Below are 21,889 nucleotides of genomic sequence, written 5' to 3' on the forward strand. Positions count from 1 at the left end.
GGTCCTTAAGGGGCCCCGGCGCACCAATCCCGTCCGAATGCGGGCAAGTGCATGGCGTTTTTCTGGAGCGGCAATTCAGCGATCCGTCATGGCCTGCGGCAGATCCGTTCTGCGGCCGGCCGTCTCGCCAGCTATGCCGCCTTCTGGCTAAAGGCGTTTCACCAGCCGGCCATCGATCTCAGCTTGCGCACCCACACGGGATTGACAACGCGGATCGTCGAGAGTCCCGGGCTGTCGCTTCCGCAAACTGATCTCGACGAACTAGTGGCCCAATTGCGCACCGTGGCCGGCAAGACGCTGCCGGTCGGCGATCTCACCTACGGCATCTTCTCCGGCGAGCGCGAGCGGCTGTCGCGCGCCATCGTCACGCTGATCTCGGAGGAGGCGACGGGGCGGCCGATCGCCTTCAATGCGCTGTCGGTGATGCAGGTCGAGCTTGACGGCGAGGTGGAAGAGGTCACCCATCTCGGCCTCGTGATGGTCGATCCCGATGTGCAGGGGCAGGGGTTGTCCTGGGTGCTCTATGGCCTCACCACGCTGGTGCTGTTTGCGCGCGACGGCTTGCGCCCGAAATGGATTTCCAACGTCACGCAGGTGCCGTCCGTGTTCGGCATGGTCTGCGACACATTTTCGGACGTGTTTCCGTCCCCGGATGCCGCGGCGCGCCGCAGCTTTGCGCATCTGCAACTGGCGCGCGGCATCATGCGCGAGCATCGCGCGGTGTTCGGCGTCGGCAGCGAGGCCGGCTTCGACGAGAACCGCTTCGTCATCACCAATGCCTATACCGGCGGCTCGGACGCGTTGAAAAAATCCTTCGAGGTCGCGCCGAAGCATCGCGAGGAGCAATATAACGCCTGGTGCGCACGTGAACTCGACTACGTCAGGGGCGACGACGTCCTTCAGCTCGGCCGGGTCGATCTGGCCGGCGCTCGCCGCTATATCCAGCGCGATGTGCCGGCCGGCTCGCTGCCGGCGCTGTTCGCGGCCACCGCCGTGCTGGCCTTGCAGCGGCTGATCCTGCCAGCGATCCATTGGTTCGACGATACGCGCCCGTTCGGCAGCTTGCGGCCGCGGGCGCCCGGCAACGGGAGCGGCAAATGACGCCCGGTATGATCGCCGATTCCATCGTCAATCTCTGCGGCGCGATCGGCGTTGCGGTGGCCATGCTCACGCTGCACCGGCGTGATCCCAAGGGCCCGCTGACCCGGCGCCTCCTGATCGCGCTTGGCATCATTGCATCACTGTTCCTGGTGCGCGGCACGGCGTGGTGGAGCGGCAGCGAGTTTCTCAACAATTTGTCGGCGATACCGGCCGCGCTGATCCCACTCGGCGCCCTGATCGTCACCGAAGGCATTCTCCGGCGCCACGCTCCCCGCCTGGCGAAGATTGTCATTTTGACCGGCGGTATCGTGATCGGTCTCGCCGGCGCGGTCGGATTTGAGCCCCTGGTGACACCCGCGGCCATCCTGCTCGCCTTGTTTCAGCTTGGCGGCTTTGCGATCTGCGCCTGGCTGCTCGCCGCGCGCGACCCGGCCACGCTGATGGTATCAGAAAATCGCAGCATCACCCGCCTTGCCGTCGGCGCCGTCCTCGTCATTCCCTTCATCCTCACCGATTTCAGGGTGCTGATCCCGGATATCCCGGTCCGGCTCGGGGCGCTGGGGGCGCTGCTCGTCGTCACCGCAATCCTGATCGCGGAGCGCGGCGCGGAGACCCAGCGCCAGGCGCTGCTGCTCACGGTGCTGCGCCTGGCCGGTTCGGCACTGCTCGGCATCGCGGCGACGTTCGTCGCGCCCGACGTCGATGCGGCGCAAATCATGCGCTTTTGCGCCATTGCGATCGCGGGTGTTCTCACCATCGGGCTGATGGTGGACGCGCTCCGTGCCCATTTCGAAGCCCAGGTGCCCGGCGTGCTCAATTCCGTCGCGGCATCGCCGGCAAAAACCCGCGATGCGCTGATCGCGGAACTGGCGCGTCATCCGGTGTTCGAGAGCGCCCGGCGCTACCGCGAAGGCGAACTTACCGCCTACGATCCCGCGCTGCTGCGCGGTTTCCTGTCGACCCGGCGCGTGCTGCGCCGTCCCGACGCGCCGTGGGGGCTCGTCGTAACGGATCCCGCCGTCGAGCGCGTCATGTCGCTGATGAAGGCGAACAGCGCCACGCACCTCATCGTCCTGTCGCACGAGCCGCTTGACGTCATTGCGCTTGCGGTTCCCGTCATCTCGGCCGATCCGGCCACCGAAACCGCGCTCGCTCTGGTGCGGCGCCTGTTGTCGCTGACGCCGGAAACCGTCTGACGTTCGGTCACGCCATTTTTGTTCGTACGATTTTTCGCGCCCGGCCTACGAAATGGGTTTTGACTGTGATAAGACCGCGCCGCGTGGCGGTTCATGACAGGGCAGGGCAATGTCGAAGCAAGCGATGCGTGAAGAGGCAGAGCGGCTGATCCGCGAGACGATGGCGAAGAAGGCCCTCGTCATCAAGCAGGGCAACACCAGGATCGAGGCTATCTGCGGCAAATGCGGCGCGCCGAACCGCGTCCAGGCCGAAAAGGGCGCGACCCGCGTCAAATACGTCTGCAAGCAATGCGGCGACAAGCAGGTGACGCTGTAAGGCTGACGGCGCTGTAGCTTGTATGGTGGACAAAGGAGCGTAGCGACGTGCCCACCATCCATCACCGATGGTGCCTCTTGATGGTGGGCACGCCCCGCTTTGCCCATCCTACGTTTCTGTCATTGCCGGCCAACGGGTCGCGCGAATGCGCGCCCGATGACAGGCTCCGGCGGGGCAATCCAGTATCCCGAAGCGCCAGCGACAGAATCGAAGGCCGCGGCGTACTGGATAACTCGCCTTCGCGGGGTATGACGGCCGGCTAATCTCCTTTCCCGGAATTATGCCAAACGGCAAACCGAATGTTACTGCCGGCAAGCGATCGCCCATATTTCGCGACGAGCAGCATCAGACGGCGACGCGATAGCTGCTCGTGGCGGCCTCGCATGGTTTATTTACCAAACACTGCAAATCCCCAGAAACCACGTCGGCTAACCCCGGCTCAAGAAGTTCTCAGCATGCTTTTCGATGACAGGGGGAATCGCGGCTGACTGTGATCTTCGTGCACGGTCATGTCGCAACGCTTTTGCAGTATGGGAGTTCTCGCAGTTCAGGGGGGTGAAATGAAAGTGACGCAGCCGTACTGTGTTCGCCACTTACCTACCGTTACTTGCAGTCTTGTCGGCGTGGCGTTGCTGGCGATCGGCGCGCATGCAGCGTTGGATCTGCGCGCCTCGGAAGCCGCAAAGGTGGTGTCTACTCAGGAGAGAGCCGGCGCTCTGCAGCTCGCGCTCATCATCGGCAATGGCAATTATCCGGATGCCGCCGAGCCGCTAAACCAACCCATCAACGACGCAAGCGGTCTGGCATATGCAATACGCCGCCACGGATTCGATGTCGATGTGGTGGAGGACGCCACAAAGGCAGATATGGCTCGCGCGGTCGAGCGGCTAAAATCCAGGATCATTCCCGGATCTGTCGTGATGCTGTTTTTCGGTGGCTATGGCGTGCAGTCTCGCCACGAAACCTACATGATCCCGACCGATGCCGTGATATGGAAGGAAGGCGATGTACGCCACGAGGGTGTGTCCGTCGAAGCCGTGCTCCACGCAATCAAGGAGCGGGGCGCTCGCGCCACGCTGGCTGTCCTCGACGCCTCTCGACGCAATCCCTATGAACGCCGTTTCCGCTCCTACTCCCACGGGCTTGCGCCCGTCAACGCACCGAGCAGCGCGCTCATCATCTCGTCCAATACGCCCGGCAAGGTCGCCGATGACACGAACGGCAAGCACAGTGTGCTCGTTACTGAGTTGCTCAACGAGCTCAATGCGCATGCTAACGCTGAAGACGTCTTCAACAAGACCCGTGTCGCCGTCTTCCGCGCCTCCAGTGGCGCGCAGATGCCGTCGGTATCCTCGTCGCTTTTGGAGGACGTGCAGTTCGGTGCCAGCAATGATCCCGATTTGACGACGGCGTCCATCGCGCCGGCTACCACCGAAAACGCTTCGCTCGCAGCGCAGAAGTAGAGCCAGCCATCACTTCGCAGAAATTGGTTCTGGGAGCGAACAAACGTTGGGCCGTGTCTATAATGTAAAAGATGACGGCAAGCTTCTCCGCGCCATGTCACTTAATTCGTACTCAATAGTTGCGACGCACAAATAGCTTATAGCTTGTGAGTTTGCCTTTGGAGGATGAGCGGAAGTGGCACTTCCCAGGGCGAATTCGCCTTTTGAGCCACAGCGGACATTGAACGCTATTTTCTAATCGGGCTCGTGGCGCTTCGATCTTAGCTTATTTCATCGAATTTGCAGGCGGGTGTCGTTCAATCGATTCGGTGGTACGGTGCCACTCTCAAATGGCAGATTCTGGCCCTCAGCCGAACTGCCTCTGAGCGGGCCGCAAAGGCCGCTTTCAGAGGAAAACAGGAGCTGACGAGATGAGCGCCTGACTGCGCTTGTGGACCAAAGGAGGAATCACGACCTTTGCGCGGGGTGCTATAATTGACCGCCAACGGCAGTGCAGCATCTGGGTTTTTCGGGGATTTTCCTGTGTGGCGGAAATTAGGACTTCAACGCAAGCCTCTCGTCAGCGAACCGGCTGTAGAACGTGCCGAGCGCTTGGCCAATCTGCTGGCCTCCATAGTTGAGTCTAGCGATGACGTGATCGTTAGCAAGAACCTAGATGGTATTATTACAAGCTGGAACAAGGCGGCTGAGCGCATTTTCGGCTACTCGGCCGCCGAGGCGATCGGCCAGCCAATTACACTCGTCATCCCGGAGAACCGGCAAAGCGAAGAACGTGAGATTTTAACCCGCCTTCGACGAGGTGAGCGCATCGACCATTTTGAGACCGTTCGGCGACGTAAGGATGGTAGCTCAATTATCGTTTCGCTGACCGTTTCTCCTGTCAAAGATGCCCACGGCAACATCGTTGGCGCATCAAAGATTGCAAGAGATATTACCGAGCAGAAACGAACTCTTGAGCAGATTAGTATTCTGGCTCGCGAGGCGGAGCACCGAAGCAAGAACATCCTCTCGAACGTACAGGCAATCATCAATCTTTCTCAGTCTGACACCCCCGAGAGCCTCAAGGAAGTGATCAGCGGGCGCATCCAAGCGATGGCGAATGTTCACTCGCTGTTTGTCGAAACGCGGTGGATAGGAGCCGAAGTCTCAGCGATCGCCAAACAGGAACTCGCCCCTTATCTCGAAGCGGGCCACGAGCGGGTTCGGATAGAGGGTCTGCAAACCGTGTTAGAACCCACCAGTGCGCAGGCGATTGCTGTGGTCTTGCATGAATTAGCAACCAATGCTTCCAAGTATGGAGCGCTATCTAGCGCAAAAGGCCAGATTGGATTGACGTGGTCGCGCAGCGAGAATGGACAACTAGTGCTCCGCTGGATTGAATTGGGTGGCCCCAGCGTAAGTGCCCCCGAACGCAGGGGCTTTGGTAGTCGCCTCATCGAAGGAACGATCAGCGCACTAGGCGGCAAAGTGCTCTTTGACTGGCGATCGGAAGGGCTTCTTTGCGAAATCGCCGTTCCGACATGAAATCGCAATCGAATTGGCTTGGCTCTCTCACCGTAGTGCTCATGGCCGTTTGAGACTTGAGGCGATGTCCGATTCGAGTCTGCAATTCGCCGAACAGCGGACATAGGTCGAGCCGAGCTTACAGTCTCGATTTTGTGTATGCGCCCCAGCTATTCTTCGTTCACAAACCGCGCAAACGCCTCTGCATGATCAGGATGCCAGCGTGACAGCGCGGGCCGGTTCTCGACGATGTCGCCGATCGCCCATAGCATGCGCCGCTCGTCGAGCCGGCGCGGCACGTCATTATCAGGGCAGAGGATGTAGAAATCGCCGGCCTCGATCCGCGCGATCATGAAGTCGACGGTCTGTTCCGGCGTCCAGGCGCCGGGCGGTTTCTCGGTACGGCCGCGCGCGGTCAGCGCGGTGAAGACGTGGCCCGGGATCATCAGGTGCGCGCTGATCTGGCAGCCCGGCAGGTTCCGCAACTCGTGCTGTAGCGCCTCGGTCTGCGCTTTCACGCCGGCCTTCGAGACGTTGTAGGCCGGATTGCCGGGTGGCGTCGTGATGCCTTGCTTGGAGCCGGTGTTGATCACGAGGCCGGGATGGCCGCGTTCCACCATGTACGGCACGAACGCCTGCGTGCCGTGAATGACGCCCCACAGGTTCACCGCGAGGATGCGCTGCCAGTTCTCCAGCGGCCCAAAGCTGTTGCTTTCGGGGCCGATGCCGGCATTGTTCATCAGGATGTCGGTACCGCCAAAACGCTTTTGCACGGCGGATTCCAGGCCAGCGACATCGTCGAAGCGGCTGACGTCGACGGAAGCGGTCATGATGTCGCTCGCGCCGCCCCTGGCGACGGACGCCAGTTTCGCAGCCGCTTCAGCCAGCCGATCGGCACCGAGATCGGCAATGCAGACCTTCATGCCGAGGCTCGCAAAACGCATAGCGGCTGCGAACCCGATGCCGGACGCGCCTCCAGTGATCACGGCAACATGATTGGGCGACATCGAAGGATGGGGCATCGTCATTCTCCGGCCAGATATGAGGTATGTATTCGCACGACTATACCTCCCAGACTACCACGATCGAATGGACATGGGAGGTCTTCGCGCCGGTGGCTTTCCCAGGGTGTTCGGTCGCGCTACGATTTCAGACCAACGTTATAGATCAACAAATATAACGTCTCAGAATTCAGCTAACTGCAAGGGAGTGCAAACATGGCTGTCACCCAGGCGATTCCGATCACGCGTCACCCTTATGCGGACGGCTCCTACAAGAAGATGCTGATCGACGGCCAATGGATCGACGCCGTCTCCGGCAAGCGGTTCGAGACGCATAACCCGGCGACCGGTGAGCTGCTCGGGACCGTTGCGGAAGGCGATGCCGAGGATATCAACCGCGCCGTGGCGGCGGCCCGCCGCGCCTTCGAGGGTCCCTGGAGCAAGGTCAAGCCGTATGAGCGGCAGGGCCTGCTGCTCAAGCTCGCCGATCTTGTCGAGAAGAACTTTGAGGAGCTGTCGCAGCTCGATACGCTGGATATGGGCGCGCCGATCAGCCGCACCCGCGGCAACAAGCTGCGCGTGCTTGGCATGCTCCGCTATTATGCCGGGCAGGCGACCGCGCTGCACGGCGAGACCATCGAGAACTCGCTGCCCGGCGAAATCTTCTCCTACACTCTGAAGGAGCCGGTCGGCGTGGTCGGGGCGATCATCCCCTGGAACGGGCCGCTCGCTGCCACCGTCTGGAAGATCGGGCCGGCGATCGCGACTGGCTGCACCGTGGTGCTGAAGCCCGCCGAGGAAGCGCCGCTGACCTCGCTGCGGCTCGCCGAGCTCTGCATGGAAGCCGGCGTTCCGCCGGGTGTCGTCAACGTCGTGCCCGGCTATGGCGAGACCGCAGGCGCGGCGCTCGCTTCGCATCCTGACGTCGACAAGGTCGCCTTCACCGGCTCGCACGTCACGGGCCAGTCGATCATCCGCGCCTCCGCCGGCAATCTCAAGCGCGTCTCGCTCGAGCTCGGCGGCAAGTCGCCGGACATCGTGTTCGCCGATGCCGATCTCGACGCGGCGGTGCCGGGCGCCGCGATGGCAGTGTTCGCCAATTCCGGCCAGATCTGCAGCGCCGGCACGCGGCTGTTCGTTGAGCAGAAAGTCTATGACGAGTTCGTCGGCCGCGTCGCCGAATTCGGCAAGAAGCTGCAAGTGGGCCCCGGCATTGATCCGAACACCCAGATCGGGCCGCTGGTCTCGAAGGACCAGCTCGAGCGCGTCACCGGCTATCTCGACATCGGCCAGAAGGAAGGCGCCAGGGCGATGGTCGGCGGCCGCCGCCTGACCGAAGGCGCGTTGTCGAAGGGCTACTTCGTGCAGCCGACGGTGTTCGCCAACGTGCAGGACAATATGCGGATCGCGCAGGAGGAAATCTTCGGCCCGGTGATTTCGGCGATATCGTTCAAGGATACCGACGAGCTGGTCAAGCGCGCCAATGCGACGACGTTCGGTTTGGGCTCAGGCGTCTGGACCACCAATGTCAGCAAGGCGTACCAGGTCGCCAAGGCGCTGCGCGCCGGCTCGGTCTGGGTGAACTGCTATCAGGCGATGGACCCGGCGGTGCCGTTCGGCGGCTACAAGATGAGCGGCTATGGCCGCGAGTCCGGCAAGCAGCACGTTGAGGAATATCTCAACGTCAAGGCGGTCTGGATCAAGACGGCCTAGCGCCGCGTAGAGACTGCGCTCCCTCTCCCGCTTGCGGGGGAGGGCTGGGGTGGGGGTTCTCTCCGCGAGTCGTTAGGTGGAGAGAGCTCCCACCCGGATCGCATCATTCGATGCGATCCGACCTTCCCCGCAAGCGGGAGAGGTGAAGAGAGCGCGGCGGCTTCGACCTGTCCCTTTTCTTTTCTACCGGCTGGCGGTTTTCTTCGACCGCCCGATCTCCTTGTGCAGTGCTTGCAGCTCTTTGCGCGCGGCGGTGGCAGCGCTGCGTTCGATCTTGCGATAGCGCGCCACCAGCGAGAGGCCGAACGGCGTCAGCACCGCGCCGCCGCCATTCTTGCCGCCGGTCTGCCGTTCCACGGCCGCCTGGCGGCAGACACGGTTGATCTCGTCGACCAGGTCCCATGCCCGCTTGTAGGACATATCCATGGCGCGGCCGGCGGCGGATATCGATCCGCTGCGATGGATCGTCTCCAATAACTGGATCTTGCCCGGGCCGATGCGTCCCGCGGCGTCGATGTCGATGCGGAGGCTGAGCGAAGGAAGCGACCTGCCGTTCGGTTTTTGCATGGAAGATGTGCCTCTCGCGTCGAAGCTGCACGTTGCGCCCCACACCTTTTACGAACAAGCTGAAGCGGTTACATATCCGTATCAACACGGGGTTCTGGGAGAGACATGAACTATCCATTCTTGTTTTCGTCGCTGAGGGTCGGTCCGTACCAGCTCCAGCATCGCCTCGTGCTGGCGCCGCTGACGCGGATGCGGGCGGAAAAACCCTCGCTCGCGCCGCGGCCGCTGAACGCGGAATATTATGCGCAGCGCGCGACGCCGGGCGGGCTGTTGATCGCCGAGGCCTCGCCGGTGACGGATACCGCGTTCGGCAGTCCCGGTGTGCCCGGCATCTACACCGATGCGCAGATCGCAGGCTGGCGCAAGGTGGTCGATGCCGTCCACGCAAAGGGCGGCATCATCTTCCTGCAGCTCTGGCATGTCGGGCGCGTCTCGCATTCCTCGTTTCAGCCTGGCGGTGCGCTGCCTGTTGCGCCATCGGCGGTGGCGATTGCGGATTTGAAGACGGGGACGGCAGATGGCAAGGCGGTGCCTTACGAGACGCCGCGTGCGCTTGAGACGTCGGAAATCCCTGGTATCGTCGACGCCTACCGGCAGGCCGCCAGGAACGCGCTTGCCGCCGGTTTCGACGGCGTCGAGGTGCACGGCGCCAACGGCTATCTGATCGAGCAATTTTTGCAGTCGCATACCAATCTGCGCACCGATCGGTATGGCGGCTCGATCCCGAATCGCGTTCGCTTTCTGATGGAAGTTACCAAGGCCGTGGTCGAGGTGTGGGGTGCGAACCGCGTCGGCGTGCGGCTGTCGCCTTATGGCGTCGCCAATGGCAGCGGCGAGCCGGATCCGATGCCGCTCTATACTTATGCCGTCGAGCAGCTCAACCCGCTCGGCCTCGCTTACCTGCATTTCATCGAGCCGCGCTCCTCCGGCGCCGGTCGCGCCGAGGTCAACCATCAGAACGTGCCGTCGGCGATGGTGCTGTTCCGCCCGATCTGGAAGGGCGTCCTGATCACGGCCGGCGGATTCACCGGCGAGGCCGCGGATGCCGCGATCCGGGATGGCCATGCGGACGCTGTCGCGTTCGGCCGCATCTTCATTTCCAATCCGGATCTGCCACGACGGTTGCAGCGCGGTTTCCCGCTGACGCCGTATAATCGCGCCACCTTCTATGGCGGCGACGTGGCGGGCTATACTGATTATCCGGAGCACAACGAGCTGGAGCAGGCGTGAAGTCTCCGCCGTCATTGCGAGCGGAGCGAAGCAATCCATGCCGCAACACGCGGATAGATGGATTGCTTCGTCGCTTTGCTCCTCGCAACGACGGAATGTGAGGATGGGGCCACATGTTTCCAGAAGAGGAATTAGAGCAAAAGAAAACCAAGGCCGTCTCATCAGGCAAACCCGCCGCCGGCCAATGCCTGTGCGGCAAGGTCGCCTTCGAGATCGACGTGCCGGCGCGCTGGGCCTGGCACGATCATTCGCCGGCAAGCCGCCGCGCGCATGGCGCCGCCTACGCCACCTATGTCGGAAGCTGGAAAAAGCGTTTTCGTATCACGAAAGGCAAGACGAGCCTGACCCAATACGAAGACGCGGCCACCAAGACCGTGCGCAGCTTCTGCTCGCACTGCGGTACGCCTGTCATCTACGAACGCCCGCGCTCGCCGCACATGGTCAACATCCCCCGCGCACTATTTTCGGGACGTACCGGACGCCAGCCGCTCTATCACATCGCGATCGAGGAATTGCAGGAATGGGCCTATACCGGCGAGCCGCTGGTGCCGCTGAAGGGCTATCCCGGCGTGGTCTGGCAGCGCTCGAAACAGAAGAAGCGCGCCGAACGTGAGGGGATGGTCTAGGGCTCAAAAGCGGCGCCCATTCTACTGTGCATGGGGTTGTTTTCGCGATTTTGTGTCCGGGTCCTGCGGCGGCCCGTGTTCGGGACACGGAACTGCGCGTGCAGGGCAGCCATGACCACGCTCCATTGCTTACACGCGCCAAGTTTGGTCATCTGCTTCCACCCCGTGCGTCATCGAAGCGGCGGGCGGGAGGAACCATGAAAAACAAGATCACCGGCCGCTCCGCCTTCCTCGCACTCCTGAAGGACGAGGGCGTCACGCATCTGTTCGGCAATCCCGGCACCACCGAATTGCCGATCATGCACGCGCTGAAGGATCACCCGGACCTTACCTATGTGATGGCGATGCAGGAAAGCCTTGTCGTCGCCATGGCCGACGGTTTCAGCCGCGCCTCCGGCAAGCTCGTCGCCTGCAACGTCCATGTCGCGCCGGGCCTCGGTAACGCGATGGGCTCGCTCTACAACGCCAGCTTCACCGGCACGCCCTTGATCCTCACCGCCGGCCAGCAGGAGCAGGGCCACGGCCTGACCGAGCCGGTGCTCTACGGCCCGCTGGTGCAGATGGCCGAGCCGCTGGTGAAATGGGCGGTCGAGGTGACGCGGCTGGAGGATCTGCCGCGGATCGTGCGCCGCGCCGCCAAGATCGCGACCACACCGCCGACCGGGCCGGTATTCATCTCGCTGCCAGGCGATATCCTGAATTCGGAGGCCGGCATCGATCTCGGCCGCTCCACCCGGATCGATACCCGCGTCAAGCCGTCGGAGGAGGCGCTGCAGGCACTGGCCGCGCGCATTCTCAAAGCCGAGCGGCCGGTCGTCATCGTCGGCGACGAGATCGTGAAAAGCGATGCCTTGCAGGAGGCTGCGCAACTTGCGGAAACGCTGGGCTGCCCGGCCTATCAATCGCCGACGCCCTATGGCGCGCATTTCCTTTCCGAGAGCCCGTGCTTCATGGGCGCGTTGGCGCGGATCCAGAAAATCGCGCGCGACGCGCTGTCGCCTTACGATCTCATCATCGCGCTCGGCGGCGATCCCCTGCGGATGTCCGTCTACAGCGAAATCGATCCGCTGCCAGACGGGCTTTCGATCGTGCAGGTCGGCCTCGCCGATTGGGAGATTGCCAAGAACTACGGCGCCGAGGTCGCGCTCAAGGCCGATGTGCGGGAGACCCTGCGTGTGCTGGTCCCCGCGCTAAAGGCGGCCGGCGGCCGTGCGCTTGAGGCGCGGGCGAAGGAGGGATTGGCTGCGCTGGCATCGAAGAACTGGACGGCGCGGCGGAGGCCGCTGATCGAGCAGATTTCGAAGCACGCCAAGACGTCGCCGATCGATCCTGACTGGCTGGCGCTCCAGGTGGTCGAGGCGATGCCCGATAACGCGATCCTGGTCGACGAAGGCCTGACGTCATCGCGGCAGATGATCGCGCTGCGTCCGCACCGAGATCGTTATGGCTATCATGCGCTCGCCTCCGGCGGCATCGGCTGGGGCCTGCCGGCGTCCGTCGGCGTCAGCCTCGCCAATCCGCAGCGGCCGGTCGTGTGCTATTCCGGCGACGGCAGCTCGATGTATTCGATCCAGTCGCTGTGGACCGCGGCAAACCACAAGCTGCCGCTGACCTTCGTCATCGTCAACAATGGCGGCTACCGCATCATCAAGCAGCGGCTGCTCGCTTTCCATGGCGACGACAATTACGTCGGCATGGATTTCATCGATCCGCCGGTGGATTTTACCGGAGTCGCAAGATCGCTCGGGCTGGAAGCAACGAAGGTCGCCGATCCCTCGCAGTTGAAGGCAGTATTGTCGTCGGCCTTCAGCCGCCCCGGCGCAAAGCTGATCGAGGTCGTGGTGAGCAATGCGGTGAATTGAGGATTTCACCGTCATTGCGAGCGCAGCGAAGCAATCCATAGTTGGCATAACGGATAGATGGATTGCTTCGTCGCTACGCTCCTCGCAATGACGATCTAGTCGGCTGCACGGCTTTGACGTGCCGCCTGTATCGCGCCGCCGGATGCTGCGCCGTCAACCGTGCGCGTCCCGCACCGAACAGCTTCTCCCGCAGTGTGCCTTTCGCATATTCGTTCTTGTAGCGCCCGCGCCTTGTCAGCTCCGGCACCAGCATATCGGCGATATCCTCGAAATCGCCCGGCGATGTCGCAAACGCAACATTGAGCCCGTCGACGTCGGTCTGCTCGAACCATGTCTCGATATCGTCGGCGACCTTTTCGGGCGTGCCGACCACGACCGGTCCGGCGCCGCCGATGCCGACATGCTCGACCACCTCGCGCACGGTCCAGACCCGGTCCGGATCGGCCCGCGTGACGTTGTCGAGCGCGGTGCGGCCGGCGTCGTTCTGGACGTGGCGCACTTCCTGTTCGAGGTCGTAGCCGGAGAAGTCGATGCCCATCCAGCCCGACATCAGCGCGAGCGCGCCCTCGGGCGCGATGTGCCGGCGATAGTCGGCATATTTCGCCTTTGCCTCGGCCTCGGTGCGGCCGAGGATGATCGTCATCATCGAGAACATCAGGATCTCGGTCGGATTGCGGCCGATCTCCTTCGCCAACGCGCGGATCGCCGCGACGCGCGGGCCGATGATCTTGGCAGACGGGCCTGACATGAACACGCACTCGGCGTGCTGGGCGGCGAACTGCCGGCCGCGCGGCGAGGTCCCGGCCTGATACAGCACCGGCGTCCGCTGCGGCGACGGCTCGCTGAGGTGAATCGCGTTGAGCCGATAGTTGGCGCCCTCATGTGCGACGCGATGCACCTTCGACGGATCGGCAAAAATGCCGCGCGCGCGGTCACGCAGCACGGCATCGTCTTGCCAGCTTCCTTCCCAGAGCTTGTAGACCAGCTCCATATATTCGTCCGCGATCTCATAGCGGTCGTCATGCGCGGTCTGCTTGTCCTTGCCGGCGCCGCGGGCGGCGCTGTCGAGATAGCCGGTGACGACGTTCCAGCCGATGCGGCCCTCGGTCAGGTGATCGAGCGTCGACATGCGCCGCGCAAATGGATAAGGCGGCTCGAAGGAAAGATTGCTGGTGACGCCGAAGCCGAGATTCTGCGTCACTGCCGCCATCGCCGGGATCAGCATCAAGGGCTCGTTGGCCGGCGTCTGCGCGGCATTGCGCAGCGCCGCGTCCGGGCTGTTACCGTAGACGTCGTAGACGCCGAGCACGTCGGCGAGAAACAGTCCGTCGAACCGGCCGCGCTCCAGCACCCGTGCGAGGTCGAGCCAATAGGGCAGGCGGTTGTACTCAAGGGTGCGGTCGCGTGGATGGGTCCACAGCCCCGGCGATTGATGCGCCACGCAGTTCATGGCGAAGGCGTTGAGCCGGATTTGCTTTGTCATGACGTGCACCTCAATCCGCGCAGAGTTCCTCTCGCGCATTCGCCTGGTTCAAATGCCGGGCTGTTGCCCGAAATTGTTGCATCCCCGCTGCGTTTGGCAAGGCTCATTCAGCGCACGGCGGACTTCCAGCGGGCGCTTTATCCCGATAGGTTGCAGTCCCTTACGAGTGCAAACAAAGGATAAGAAAATATGGCCGATCGAGCCGACGCGATTGCGCGGGTACGTGAGCATCTCAATTCCGGCGCGTTTCTCGCCGAGCTCGGCCGCAGGGTCGGTTACCCGACCGAAAGTCAGAACCCCGGCCGCGGCGAGGCGCTTCGCGCCTATCTCGTCGAGGATCTGCAGCCGGCGTTTGCAGCGCTCGATTTCTCCACCCGCCTGATCGAATCGCCGACCGGCAGGGGGCCGTATCTGCTGGCGGATTATCGCAAGGACGCCGCGCTGCCGACCGTGCTTACCTATGGCCATGGCGACGTCGTCGACGGCATGGAAGGCGAGTGGCGCGACAATCTCGATCCCTGGAAGACCACGATCAAGGGTGAGCGGGTCTATGGCCGCGGCACCGCCGACAACAAGGGCCAGCACAGCATCAATCTGGCGGCCCTGCGCGCCGTGCGCGAGACGCGCGGCGGCAAGCTCGGTTTCAACGCCAAGTTCATCATCGAGACCGGCGAGGAGATCGGCTCGCCCGACCTGCGGCAGGTCTGCGAAGCCCATCGCGAGGAGCTGAAGGCCGACCTGTTCCTGGCGTCGGACGGGCCGCGGCTCACGGCGGCGCGGCCGACCATCTTCCTCGGATGCCGCGGCGGCAACCGCATCCATCTCGACGTCAATTTGCGCGAAGGCGGGAATCATTCCGGCAATTGGGGCGGTGTGCTGGCCAATCCCGCCACGATCCTTTGCAACGCCATCGCGAGCCTGGTCGACGGCAAGGGGCGAATGAAGCTCGATGCGCTGAAGCCGCCGCGGATTTCAAACGCGGTCCGCGCGGCACTCGCCGACGTGAAGATCGAGCCGACCGCGGACGAACCGCCGCTGGCGCCCGATTGGGGCGAGGAGGGTTTGTCGCCGGCGGAGCGGCTGTTCGCCTGGAATACGCTCGAAGTGCTGGCGATGTCATCGGGCAATATCGAGAAGCCGGCCAACGCCATTCCAGGCCACGCCAATGCCGTGTTGCAGCTCCGCTTCGTGGTCGGCACGAAGTATGAGGAAGTCGTCGATGCCGTGCGCGCGCATTTGCATGCCAATGGTTTTACGATGGTGGAAGTCAGCGGCACGCAGCGCTTTGCCGCCTCGCGCACCGATGTCGACAGCCCCTGGGTGAACTGGACCGCGAACTCGATCCTGAAAACCACCGGCAAGGCGCCGGCGATCCTGCCGAATTTCGGCGGCTCGCTGCCCAATGACGTGTTCGCCGAAGGGCTCGGCCTGCCGACGATCTGGGTGCCGCATTCCTATCCCGGCTGCTCGCAGCACGCGCCGGACGAGCACATCCTGCTGCCGGTTACCGAGGAAGCGCTTGCCATCATGGCCGGGTTGTTCTGGGATCTTGGGGAGATGAAGAAGCCGCTGTAGCTCGCGGCCGGGCAAGACGGCGTAGCCCGGGTGAGCGTAGCGATACCCGGGAACAGTTTACCCGCATGTCGCGACGCTCATGCGGGCTACTCGAGCACGCTCCCTCATGCGGCGCGACGCAGGGCAAACGCGCCAGTTTCGCTGGCTGGGCGATTGCGCTCGATCATGTCGGCCGTCAGCCGTGCGCTGCCGCAGGCCAGGGTCCAGCCGAGCATGCCGTGCCCTGAATTGATAAAGAGACCGTCGAGCGGCGACCAGCCGATGATCGGCCGGCTGTCGGGCGTGGCGGGGCGAAGCCCGCACCATGGTGCGATGTCGCCGGCGGCATCGAGCCCGAGCAGTTCGGCCGCGGCGCGGCGCAGGATGTCGATGCGCCGGCCATCGAGCGTCATGTCGTTGCGTTCGAGATCGGCGATGCCTGCGATCCTGACGGCGGATCGGCCATCACGTGCGAGCGGCGCGAATACCAGCTTGCGCTCCATATCGGTGATGCTGTGCCGGAGGACGCGCGCGTCCGGTGGCCGCGTCAGCGTGATGCTGTAGCCCTTGAGCGGATAGATTGGCAGATAGAAGCCGCATGCGCGTGCGAATGCGGCTGATGCCGCGCCCATGCACAGGACGAAATGGTCCGCCGCGACCTGTCCCTTGCCGGTATGGACGGCGACGAGCTTGTCGCCGCAACGAACCGGCCCGAAGATGGACGTATCGAGCAGCCACGCGACATTGCTTCGCTGTCGCAGGCGAACTGTCAGCGCTGCGCAGAATGCCGCGCAATCGCCGACCTGCTCGGATGCGGTGAAGATGCCACCCGCGAATTGTGCCGCATCGAATTGGAGCGCCGGCACCAACGCCAGGCATTCGGCCGCGGACAGGATCTGCTGGCCGGGTTCTTCGCCCGTCGCGGCGACGCTGCGGCATGCCGCCTTGAAGTCGCGCGCGGAGCGATGGATCACCAGCTTGCCGGCGGTGCGCAGTCCGAACGACAGGTGCAGGCTTTGCGTCAGCCGCGTCAGCTCGCTCCGGCTCAAGGCGGCGAGCGCGAGCTGTGCCGACATAGTCTCGCGCACCGCAGCCGGCCGGCAGGCCAGAAGGAATAGCGCGCCCCAGGCGATCAGCGCTGGATCGAGGCGAGCCCGGATGCGCATCGGCGAATCCCGCGACAGCAAGAGCGAGGGCAGCTTCTTGAGCGTTGCCGGCGAGGCCAGCGGCGCCACGAACGCGTAGGAGAGTTGGGCGCCGTTGGCGGCGCTGGCTTCTTTGGCGGTGGACGCGTGCCGGTCGATGATGATGACGTCGTGCCCGGCCTCGGCAAGGCACCACGCGGTCGTCAGCCCGATGACGCCGGCGCCGAGTACACAGATTTTCATGTCGCGTTCTCATCCTCAGTGACGCCTGGCTGAAATGCGAGAATCGGATCGGCCGCAGGCGTGTCGCTCGCCAATGTAGGCCGTGTGGCGCCTGGGATTGATGCCAAGTCTGCATGATGCAAAATTTGCATAACCCGCCGGAAGCGTGGCAGGCTATAGACAATGGGCTCTGGCGAACGCGGAACGCTTTTGGATGACGATGCGAGGAATGACGGATATGGCCGCAGCGGAGGTGGCGTCCCGCGCTGATGCAAAGCTTGCATTGGTCATCCCGCAGGCCGATCCGCTAGGTTCGCCGGCATGGGGCTCCACGCTGCACATCGAGAACCGATAACGCCCGGCGTGCGCAACGCTGCGCGGCCGAGGGCGGCCGCCGTCGCCGGATCGCGACAACCGCCTGCAAGGGGAGCATGATGGAGCTGCGCTGGCTTCAGGATTTTCTGATGGTGGCCGAGACCGGCAATTTCACGCGGGCGGCAGAGCGGCGGAATACGTCACAGGCCGCGTTCAGCCGCCGCATCAAATCGCTGGAGGCCTGGCTCGGATTCGACCTGATCGACCGCAGCGTCTATCCGACGCAGCTCACGCCGCAAGGCGAGCGCTTTCGCGAGCACGCCGGCGATCTGCTGCGGCAGATGCTCGACAGCCGCGACGAGCTTGGCGGTGGCAAGCCGCTACATCGCAACGAACACATCCGCATCGCGCTGCCGTTCGCGATGGCCACCGCACGTTTGCCACAATGGTGGCAGGCCTGGTCGCAGGAGCGGCGGCTGAGCTGTTCGGTCGTGGTCGGCAACATCCACGATCTCGTCACGTCGCTGGTATCGGACAATGTGGATATTCTGATCTGCTATCACCACGCCCAGCAGCCGATCCATCTTGACCCGGACCGTTACGAACGTGTGACGCTGGGCACCGAATTCCTGCGGCCCTATGCCAGCGAAGCGCTGGTTGCAAAAGGCGGCGCGTCGCTACCCGGACGGGTGTCACATCCGGTGCCGCTCCTTACGTATTCGCCCGGCGTCTATTTCGCTCGCCTGGTTGATCTCATCCTGGAGGGGGCTCCGATTTCCGAGGTGCGGGTCATCGAAAGTGACATGTCCGACGTCCTCTGCGGCATGGCGCTGGCCGGCCGCGGCGTGGCTTGGTTAACGGAAGGCACCGCGGCGGCCTTGGGCCGGAAGCGGCTGGTCCCGGTCGGTGGCGACAAATGGGCGGTGCCTTTGTCTTTAGTCGCATTCAGGGGTCGAATGCATGATGGCCAACGGACCCTAAATCTGTTTTGGTCCGAATTGTGCAGGCATAGTGCCGCGCATGCCGGGGGCGGTCTTGCCAAGACTGGTTCGAGACTGGTTCGAGGCCGCCGGCCAAACGGCCCGGCAAGTTGCTGAGTTCGAGTGGATGAGCAATCATCCGCAACCTTTTGAGGGAGAAATTACGTGAAACATCGTCAGATTATCGGCTGTCTGCTCGCGGGTGCGCTGTGCGCCAGCCCGGCAATGGCCCAGGAACTCACCGGGACGTTGAAGAACGTCAAGGAGACCGGCGCCATCACCCTCGGCTACCGCGACTCCTCGATTCCGTTCTCCTATCTCGACGACAACCAGAAGCCGGTCGGCTACGCCATGGACATCTGCTACAAGATCGTCGATGCCGTGAAGAAAGAGCTCAAGCTCGACAAGCTCGAGGTCAAGCTCAACCCGGTGACGTCATCGACGCGCATTCCGCTGCTTGCCAACGGCACCATCGATCTCGAATGCGGCTCGACCACCAACAATACCGAGCGTCAGAAGCAGATTGCCTACACCAACACCCACTTCCTGACCGCGAGCCGCTACGTCACCAAGAAGGCGAGCAAGATCAACTCAATCGATGACCTCAAGGGCAAGTCGGTGGTCTCCACCGCCGGCACCACCAACATCAAGCAGCTCACCGAAGCCAACGCGGCGCGCAACCTCAACATCAACATCATCCCTGCCAAGGACCATGCCGAGGCGTTCCTGATGGTGGAAACCGATCGCGCGGTCGCCTTCGTGATGGACGACATCCTGCTCGCGAGCCTAATCGCGGGCTCGAAGGCGCCGGCCGACTACGTGATCTCCAAGGATGCGTTCTCCAAGCCCGAGCCTTACGGCATCATGCTGCGCAAGGACGACCCGGCCTTCAAGAAGGTGGTCGATGCGGCAACGGCTGCGCTCTACACCGGGGGCGAAGGCCAGAAGATCTATGACAAGTGGTTCACGCAGAAGATTCCGCCCAAGGGGCTGAACCTCAACGTACCGATCAGCTCCGAGCTGAAGAACGAATTTGCGAAGCCGTCGGACTCGCCGGATCCGGATTCGTACAAGTAAGTCTCAACCTTCATGGTGAGGAGGCGCGTGAGCGCCGTCTCCGGACGATGCATTGCACCGCCGGGCGAACCATGAGGCCACAGACGGGCCCTTCATCCTTCGAGACGCGGCGCAGGCGCCGCTCCCCAGGATGAGGGGAGCAGCAAGGTCCGGCCATTTTGGAATTCAGAATGGCCGGACTTTTGCATATCCGCTACTAGTAGTAATAGGTGTCAATGATGCACAGGCGTGGGTGACTGGGGGGTTACCGGCGTTTCGGGCGGGGGACTTCGTGAACTACAATTGGAACTGGCACATATTCTTTGAGCCGAATCCGACCGGGGCGGGGACCTATCTCGACCTGCTGGTGTCTGGATTGTGGCTGACCGTCAAGACGGCGCTGCTGGCCTGGATCATCGCGCTGTTCTTCGGCACGATCATCGGCATCCTGCGCTCGCTGCCGTCGAAGGCGGCGTCGTGGATCGGCTTCTGCTATGTCGAATTTTTCCGCAACATGCCGCTTCTGGTGCAGCTCTTTCTCTGGTTCTTCGTGCTGCCCGAACTGTTGCCGCGCACTGCCGGGCTCTGGCTGAAGCAGCTTCCGAATGCGCCTTTCTGGACGGCCGCTATTGGTGTGGGTCTGTTCATGTCGGCGCGTGTCGCCGTGCAGCTCGCCGCCGGCATCGCCTCGCTGCCGCGCGGCCAGAAGCAGGCTGCGACGGCGCTCGGGCTGACGCTGACGCAAGGTTATCGCTACGTGATGCTGCCGATGGCGTTCCGCATCATCATGCCGCCGCTGACGTCCGAATTCCTCAACACCGTCAAGAATACCTCGGTGGCGATCACCATCGGGCTGATCGAACTCACAGGACAGGCGCGCGCGATGCAGGAATTCTCGTTCCAGGTGTTCGAGGCCTTCACAGCCGCGACCATCATGTATCTCGCGATCAACATCATCGTCGTCACAGGCATGCGCTTCCTCGAACGCAGCCTGGCGATCCCCGGCTACATCACGGGGAAATGACGATGTTCGGCAATCTCGATTTCGACGTCATCCGCCGCTCGCTGCCCTATCTCTTTCTCGACGGCATGAGTTTTACGCTGATGCTGACCGGGCTCTCGGCGCTCGGCGGGCTGATCTTCGGCACGCTGATCGCGCTGATGCGGCTGTCCAGCTACAGACTGCTCGGCCGCATCGCCGGGCTCTATGTCGACTTCATGCGCTCGCTGCCGCTGGTACTCGTCATCTTCTGGTTCTATTTCCTGGTGCCCTACATCGGCCAGTGGCTGACCGGTGCATCGCGCCCCATACGCGTCGGCGCGTTCACCTCCTCGCTCGTCACCTTCATCATGTTCGAGGCGGCCTATTTCTCCGAGATCATGCGTGCCGGCATCCAGTCGATCTCCAGGGGCCAGCCGGCCGCCGCAAGCGCGCTCGGGCTGACCTACAGCCAGAGCATGCGCTATGTCGTGCTGCCGCAGGCGTTCCGCAACATGCTGCCGGTGCTGCTGACGCAGACCATCGTGCTGTTCCAGGACACCTCGCTGGTCTACGTGCTGTCGATCCCGGATTTCCTCGGCGCCGCCAGCAAGGTGGCGCAGCGCGACGGGCGGCTGGTCGAGATGTACCTGTTCGCCGCCGCGGTCTATTTTGCGATCTCCTGTGTCGCATCCTGTGGCGTCAGGCGTCTGCAGGCGCGCATTGCCATTGTTCGTTAGGGAACAGCGTATGATCGAAATCAGCCACGTCAATAAATGGTATGGGCCGACTTTCCAGGTGTTGAAGGACTGCACCACCAGCGTCGCCAAGGGCGAGGTGGTGGTGGTCTGTGGCCCTTCGGGCTCGGGAAAGTCGACGCTGATCAAATGCGTCAACGCGTTGGAGCCGTTCCAGGAGGGCCAGATCGTTCTCGACGGCGTCAAGGTCAACGATCCCAAGACCGACCTGCCCAAGCTGCGCGCCAGGGTCGGCATGGTATTCCAGCATTTCGAGCTGTTTCCGCATCTGCGCATCATCGACAATCTCTGCCTCGCGCAGGAGAAGGTGCTGGGCCGTTCGCACGACGAAGCCGTCGCCAAGGGCAACAAGCTGCTCGAGCGCGTCGGCTTGACGGTGCATGCGAACAAATATCCGGCCGAACTGTCCGGCGGCCAGCAGCAGCGCGTCGCGATCGCCCGCGCGCTCGCCATGGACCCGATCGCGATGTTGTTCGACGAGCCGACTTCGGCGCTCGACCCCGAGATGATCAGCGAAGTGCTCGACGTCATGGTCGACCTTGCCCATGAAGGCATGACCATGATGGTCGTCACCCACGAAATGGGCTTTGCCAGCAAGGTCGCGCATCGCGTGATCTTCATGGACAAGGGCGAGATCGTCGAGGACGCGCAGAAGACCGATTTCTTCGGCAGCCCGCGCAGCGAGCGCGCGCAGAAGTTTTTGTCGAAGATATTGTCGCATTAGGGAGCAACGGCTCATCCGCGTCATTGCGAGGAGCGAAGCGACGAAGCAATCCATTCCTTCTTTGCTGCTGCATGGAATGCTTCGCTTCGCTCGCA

At 63.0% G+C, this 21,889-nt stretch carries 19 protein-coding genes; 15 read left to right on the forward strand and 4 right to left on the reverse strand.

Going from position 1 to position 21,889, the window contains the following annotated elements; genetic code table 11:
• The first annotated feature begins 51 nt into the window (after window positions 1–51).
• The 5 genes from RX331_RS05655 to RX331_RS05675 all read left to right on the forward strand — a co-directional run bounded on the left by RX331_RS05655 (window position 52) and on the right by RX331_RS05675 (window position 5,600).
• Window positions 52–1,101 (forward strand): hypothetical protein, encoded by a 1,050-nt coding sequence (locus RX331_RS05655; protein WP_317255640.1) that lies wholly within the window; start codon window positions 52–54, stop codon window positions 1,099–1,101.
• On the forward strand, window positions 1,098–2,297 hold the full coding sequence (locus tag RX331_RS05660; RefSeq protein WP_317255641.1) for a hypothetical protein: 1,200 nt from the start codon (window positions 1,098–1,100) through the stop codon (window positions 2,295–2,297). Before RX331_RS05655 ends, RX331_RS05660 begins: the two co-directional genes overlap by 4 nt.
• A gap of 109 nt (window positions 2,298–2,406) precedes the next feature.
• Complete coding sequence (locus RX331_RS05665) at window positions 2,407–2,613, forward strand: hypothetical protein (protein ID WP_317255642.1); 207 nt, start codon at window positions 2,407–2,409, stop codon at window positions 2,611–2,613.
• A 560-nt stretch (window positions 2,614–3,173) separates the two neighbouring features.
• Window positions 3,174–4,076: a caspase family protein gene (locus RX331_RS05670; RefSeq protein ID WP_317255643.1), complete on the forward strand. Its 903-nt coding sequence runs from the start codon at window positions 3,174–3,176 to the stop codon at window positions 4,074–4,076.
• A 474-nt stretch (window positions 4,077–4,550) separates the two neighbouring features.
• Entirely contained in the window at window positions 4,551–5,600 is a 1,050-nt protein-coding gene (locus RX331_RS05675; RefSeq protein ID WP_317255644.1) for a PAS domain S-box protein, read from the forward strand.
• A 149-nt stretch (window positions 5,601–5,749) separates the two neighbouring features.
• Here RX331_RS05675 and RX331_RS05680 read toward each other — a convergent pair whose 3' ends face one another.
• Entirely contained in the window at window positions 5,750–6,601 is an 852-nt protein-coding gene (locus tag RX331_RS05680; RefSeq protein ID WP_317255645.1) for an SDR family NAD(P)-dependent oxidoreductase, read from the reverse strand.
• A gap of 195 nt (window positions 6,602–6,796) precedes the next feature.
• Here RX331_RS05680 and RX331_RS05685 point away from each other — a divergent pair, with 195 nt between their 5' ends.
• Window positions 6,797–8,293, forward strand: coding sequence for an aldehyde dehydrogenase family protein (locus RX331_RS05685; RefSeq protein WP_317255646.1), 1,497 nt, complete (start codon window positions 6,797–6,799; stop codon window positions 8,291–8,293).
• 183 nt (window positions 8,294–8,476) lie between these two features.
• Here RX331_RS05685 and RX331_RS05690 read toward each other — a convergent pair whose 3' ends face one another.
• Complete coding sequence (locus tag RX331_RS05690; protein WP_317255647.1) at window positions 8,477–8,860, reverse strand: winged helix-turn-helix domain-containing protein; 384 nt, start codon at window positions 8,858–8,860, stop codon at window positions 8,477–8,479.
• 105 nt (window positions 8,861–8,965) lie between these two features.
• Between RX331_RS05690 and RX331_RS05695 the strand changes: the two genes are divergently transcribed.
• The 3 genes from RX331_RS05695 (at window position 8,966) to RX331_RS05705 (ending at window position 12,578) form a co-directional block, all read left to right on the forward strand.
• A complete protein-coding gene (locus RX331_RS05695; protein WP_317255648.1) occupies window positions 8,966–10,090 on the forward strand; it encodes an alkene reductase in 1,125 nt (374 codons plus the stop codon).
• Between the two features lie 113 nt (window positions 10,091–10,203).
• Window positions 10,204–10,716, forward strand: coding sequence for a GFA family protein (locus tag RX331_RS05700; protein WP_317255649.1), 513 nt, complete (start codon window positions 10,204–10,206; stop codon window positions 10,714–10,716).
• Between the two features lie 197 nt (window positions 10,717–10,913).
• Window positions 10,914–12,578: a thiamine pyrophosphate-binding protein gene (locus RX331_RS05705; protein WP_317255650.1), complete on the forward strand. Its 1,665-nt coding sequence runs from the start codon at window positions 10,914–10,916 to the stop codon at window positions 12,576–12,578.
• 73 nt (window positions 12,579–12,651) lie between these two features.
• On the opposite strand, the gene RX331_RS05710 is transcribed toward RX331_RS05705, so the two are convergent.
• Complete coding sequence (locus tag RX331_RS05710; RefSeq protein WP_317255651.1) at window positions 12,652–14,061, reverse strand: LLM class flavin-dependent oxidoreductase; 1,410 nt, start codon at window positions 14,059–14,061, stop codon at window positions 12,652–12,654.
• A gap of 189 nt (window positions 14,062–14,250) precedes the next feature.
• Here RX331_RS05710 and RX331_RS05715 point away from each other — a divergent pair, with 189 nt between their 5' ends.
• Window positions 14,251–15,636: a M20 family metallopeptidase gene (locus RX331_RS05715; protein WP_317255652.1), complete on the forward strand. Its 1,386-nt coding sequence runs from the start codon at window positions 14,251–14,253 to the stop codon at window positions 15,634–15,636.
• A 104-nt stretch (window positions 15,637–15,740) separates the two neighbouring features.
• Here RX331_RS05715 and RX331_RS05720 read toward each other — a convergent pair whose 3' ends face one another.
• On the reverse strand, window positions 15,741–17,003 hold the full coding sequence (locus RX331_RS05720; RefSeq protein ID WP_317255653.1) for an FAD-dependent oxidoreductase: 1,263 nt from the start codon (window positions 17,001–17,003) through the stop codon (window positions 15,741–15,743).
• A gap of 413 nt (window positions 17,004–17,416) precedes the next feature.
• Between RX331_RS05720 and RX331_RS05725 the strand changes: the two genes are divergently transcribed.
• From RX331_RS05725 to RX331_RS05745, 5 genes are all read left to right on the forward strand, one after another.
• On the forward strand, window positions 17,417–18,394 hold the full coding sequence (locus RX331_RS05725) for a LysR family transcriptional regulator (RefSeq protein ID WP_317255654.1): 978 nt from the start codon (window positions 17,417–17,419) through the stop codon (window positions 18,392–18,394).
• A 108-nt stretch (window positions 18,395–18,502) separates the two neighbouring features.
• Complete coding sequence (locus tag RX331_RS05730; RefSeq protein WP_410708251.1) at window positions 18,503–19,354, forward strand: amino acid ABC transporter substrate-binding protein; 852 nt, start codon at window positions 18,503–18,505, stop codon at window positions 19,352–19,354.
• 271 nt (window positions 19,355–19,625) lie between these two features.
• Window positions 19,626–20,357, forward strand: coding sequence for an amino acid ABC transporter permease (locus RX331_RS05735; protein WP_317255656.1), 732 nt, complete (start codon window positions 19,626–19,628; stop codon window positions 20,355–20,357).
• Between the two features lie 2 nt (window positions 20,358–20,359).
• A complete protein-coding gene (locus RX331_RS05740) occupies window positions 20,360–21,052 on the forward strand; it encodes an ABC transporter permease subunit (protein WP_317255657.1) in 693 nt (230 codons plus the stop codon).
• A 10-nt stretch (window positions 21,053–21,062) separates the two neighbouring features.
• Entirely contained in the window at window positions 21,063–21,794 is a 732-nt protein-coding gene (locus tag RX331_RS05745) for an amino acid ABC transporter ATP-binding protein (protein WP_317255658.1), read from the forward strand.
• The last annotated feature ends 95 nt before the right edge of the window (window positions 21,795–21,889 follow it).

The organism is Bradyrhizobium sp. BWA-3-5 (assembly GCF_032917985.1).
Lineage (GTDB): Bacteria > Pseudomonadota > Alphaproteobacteria > Rhizobiales > Xanthobacteraceae > Bradyrhizobium.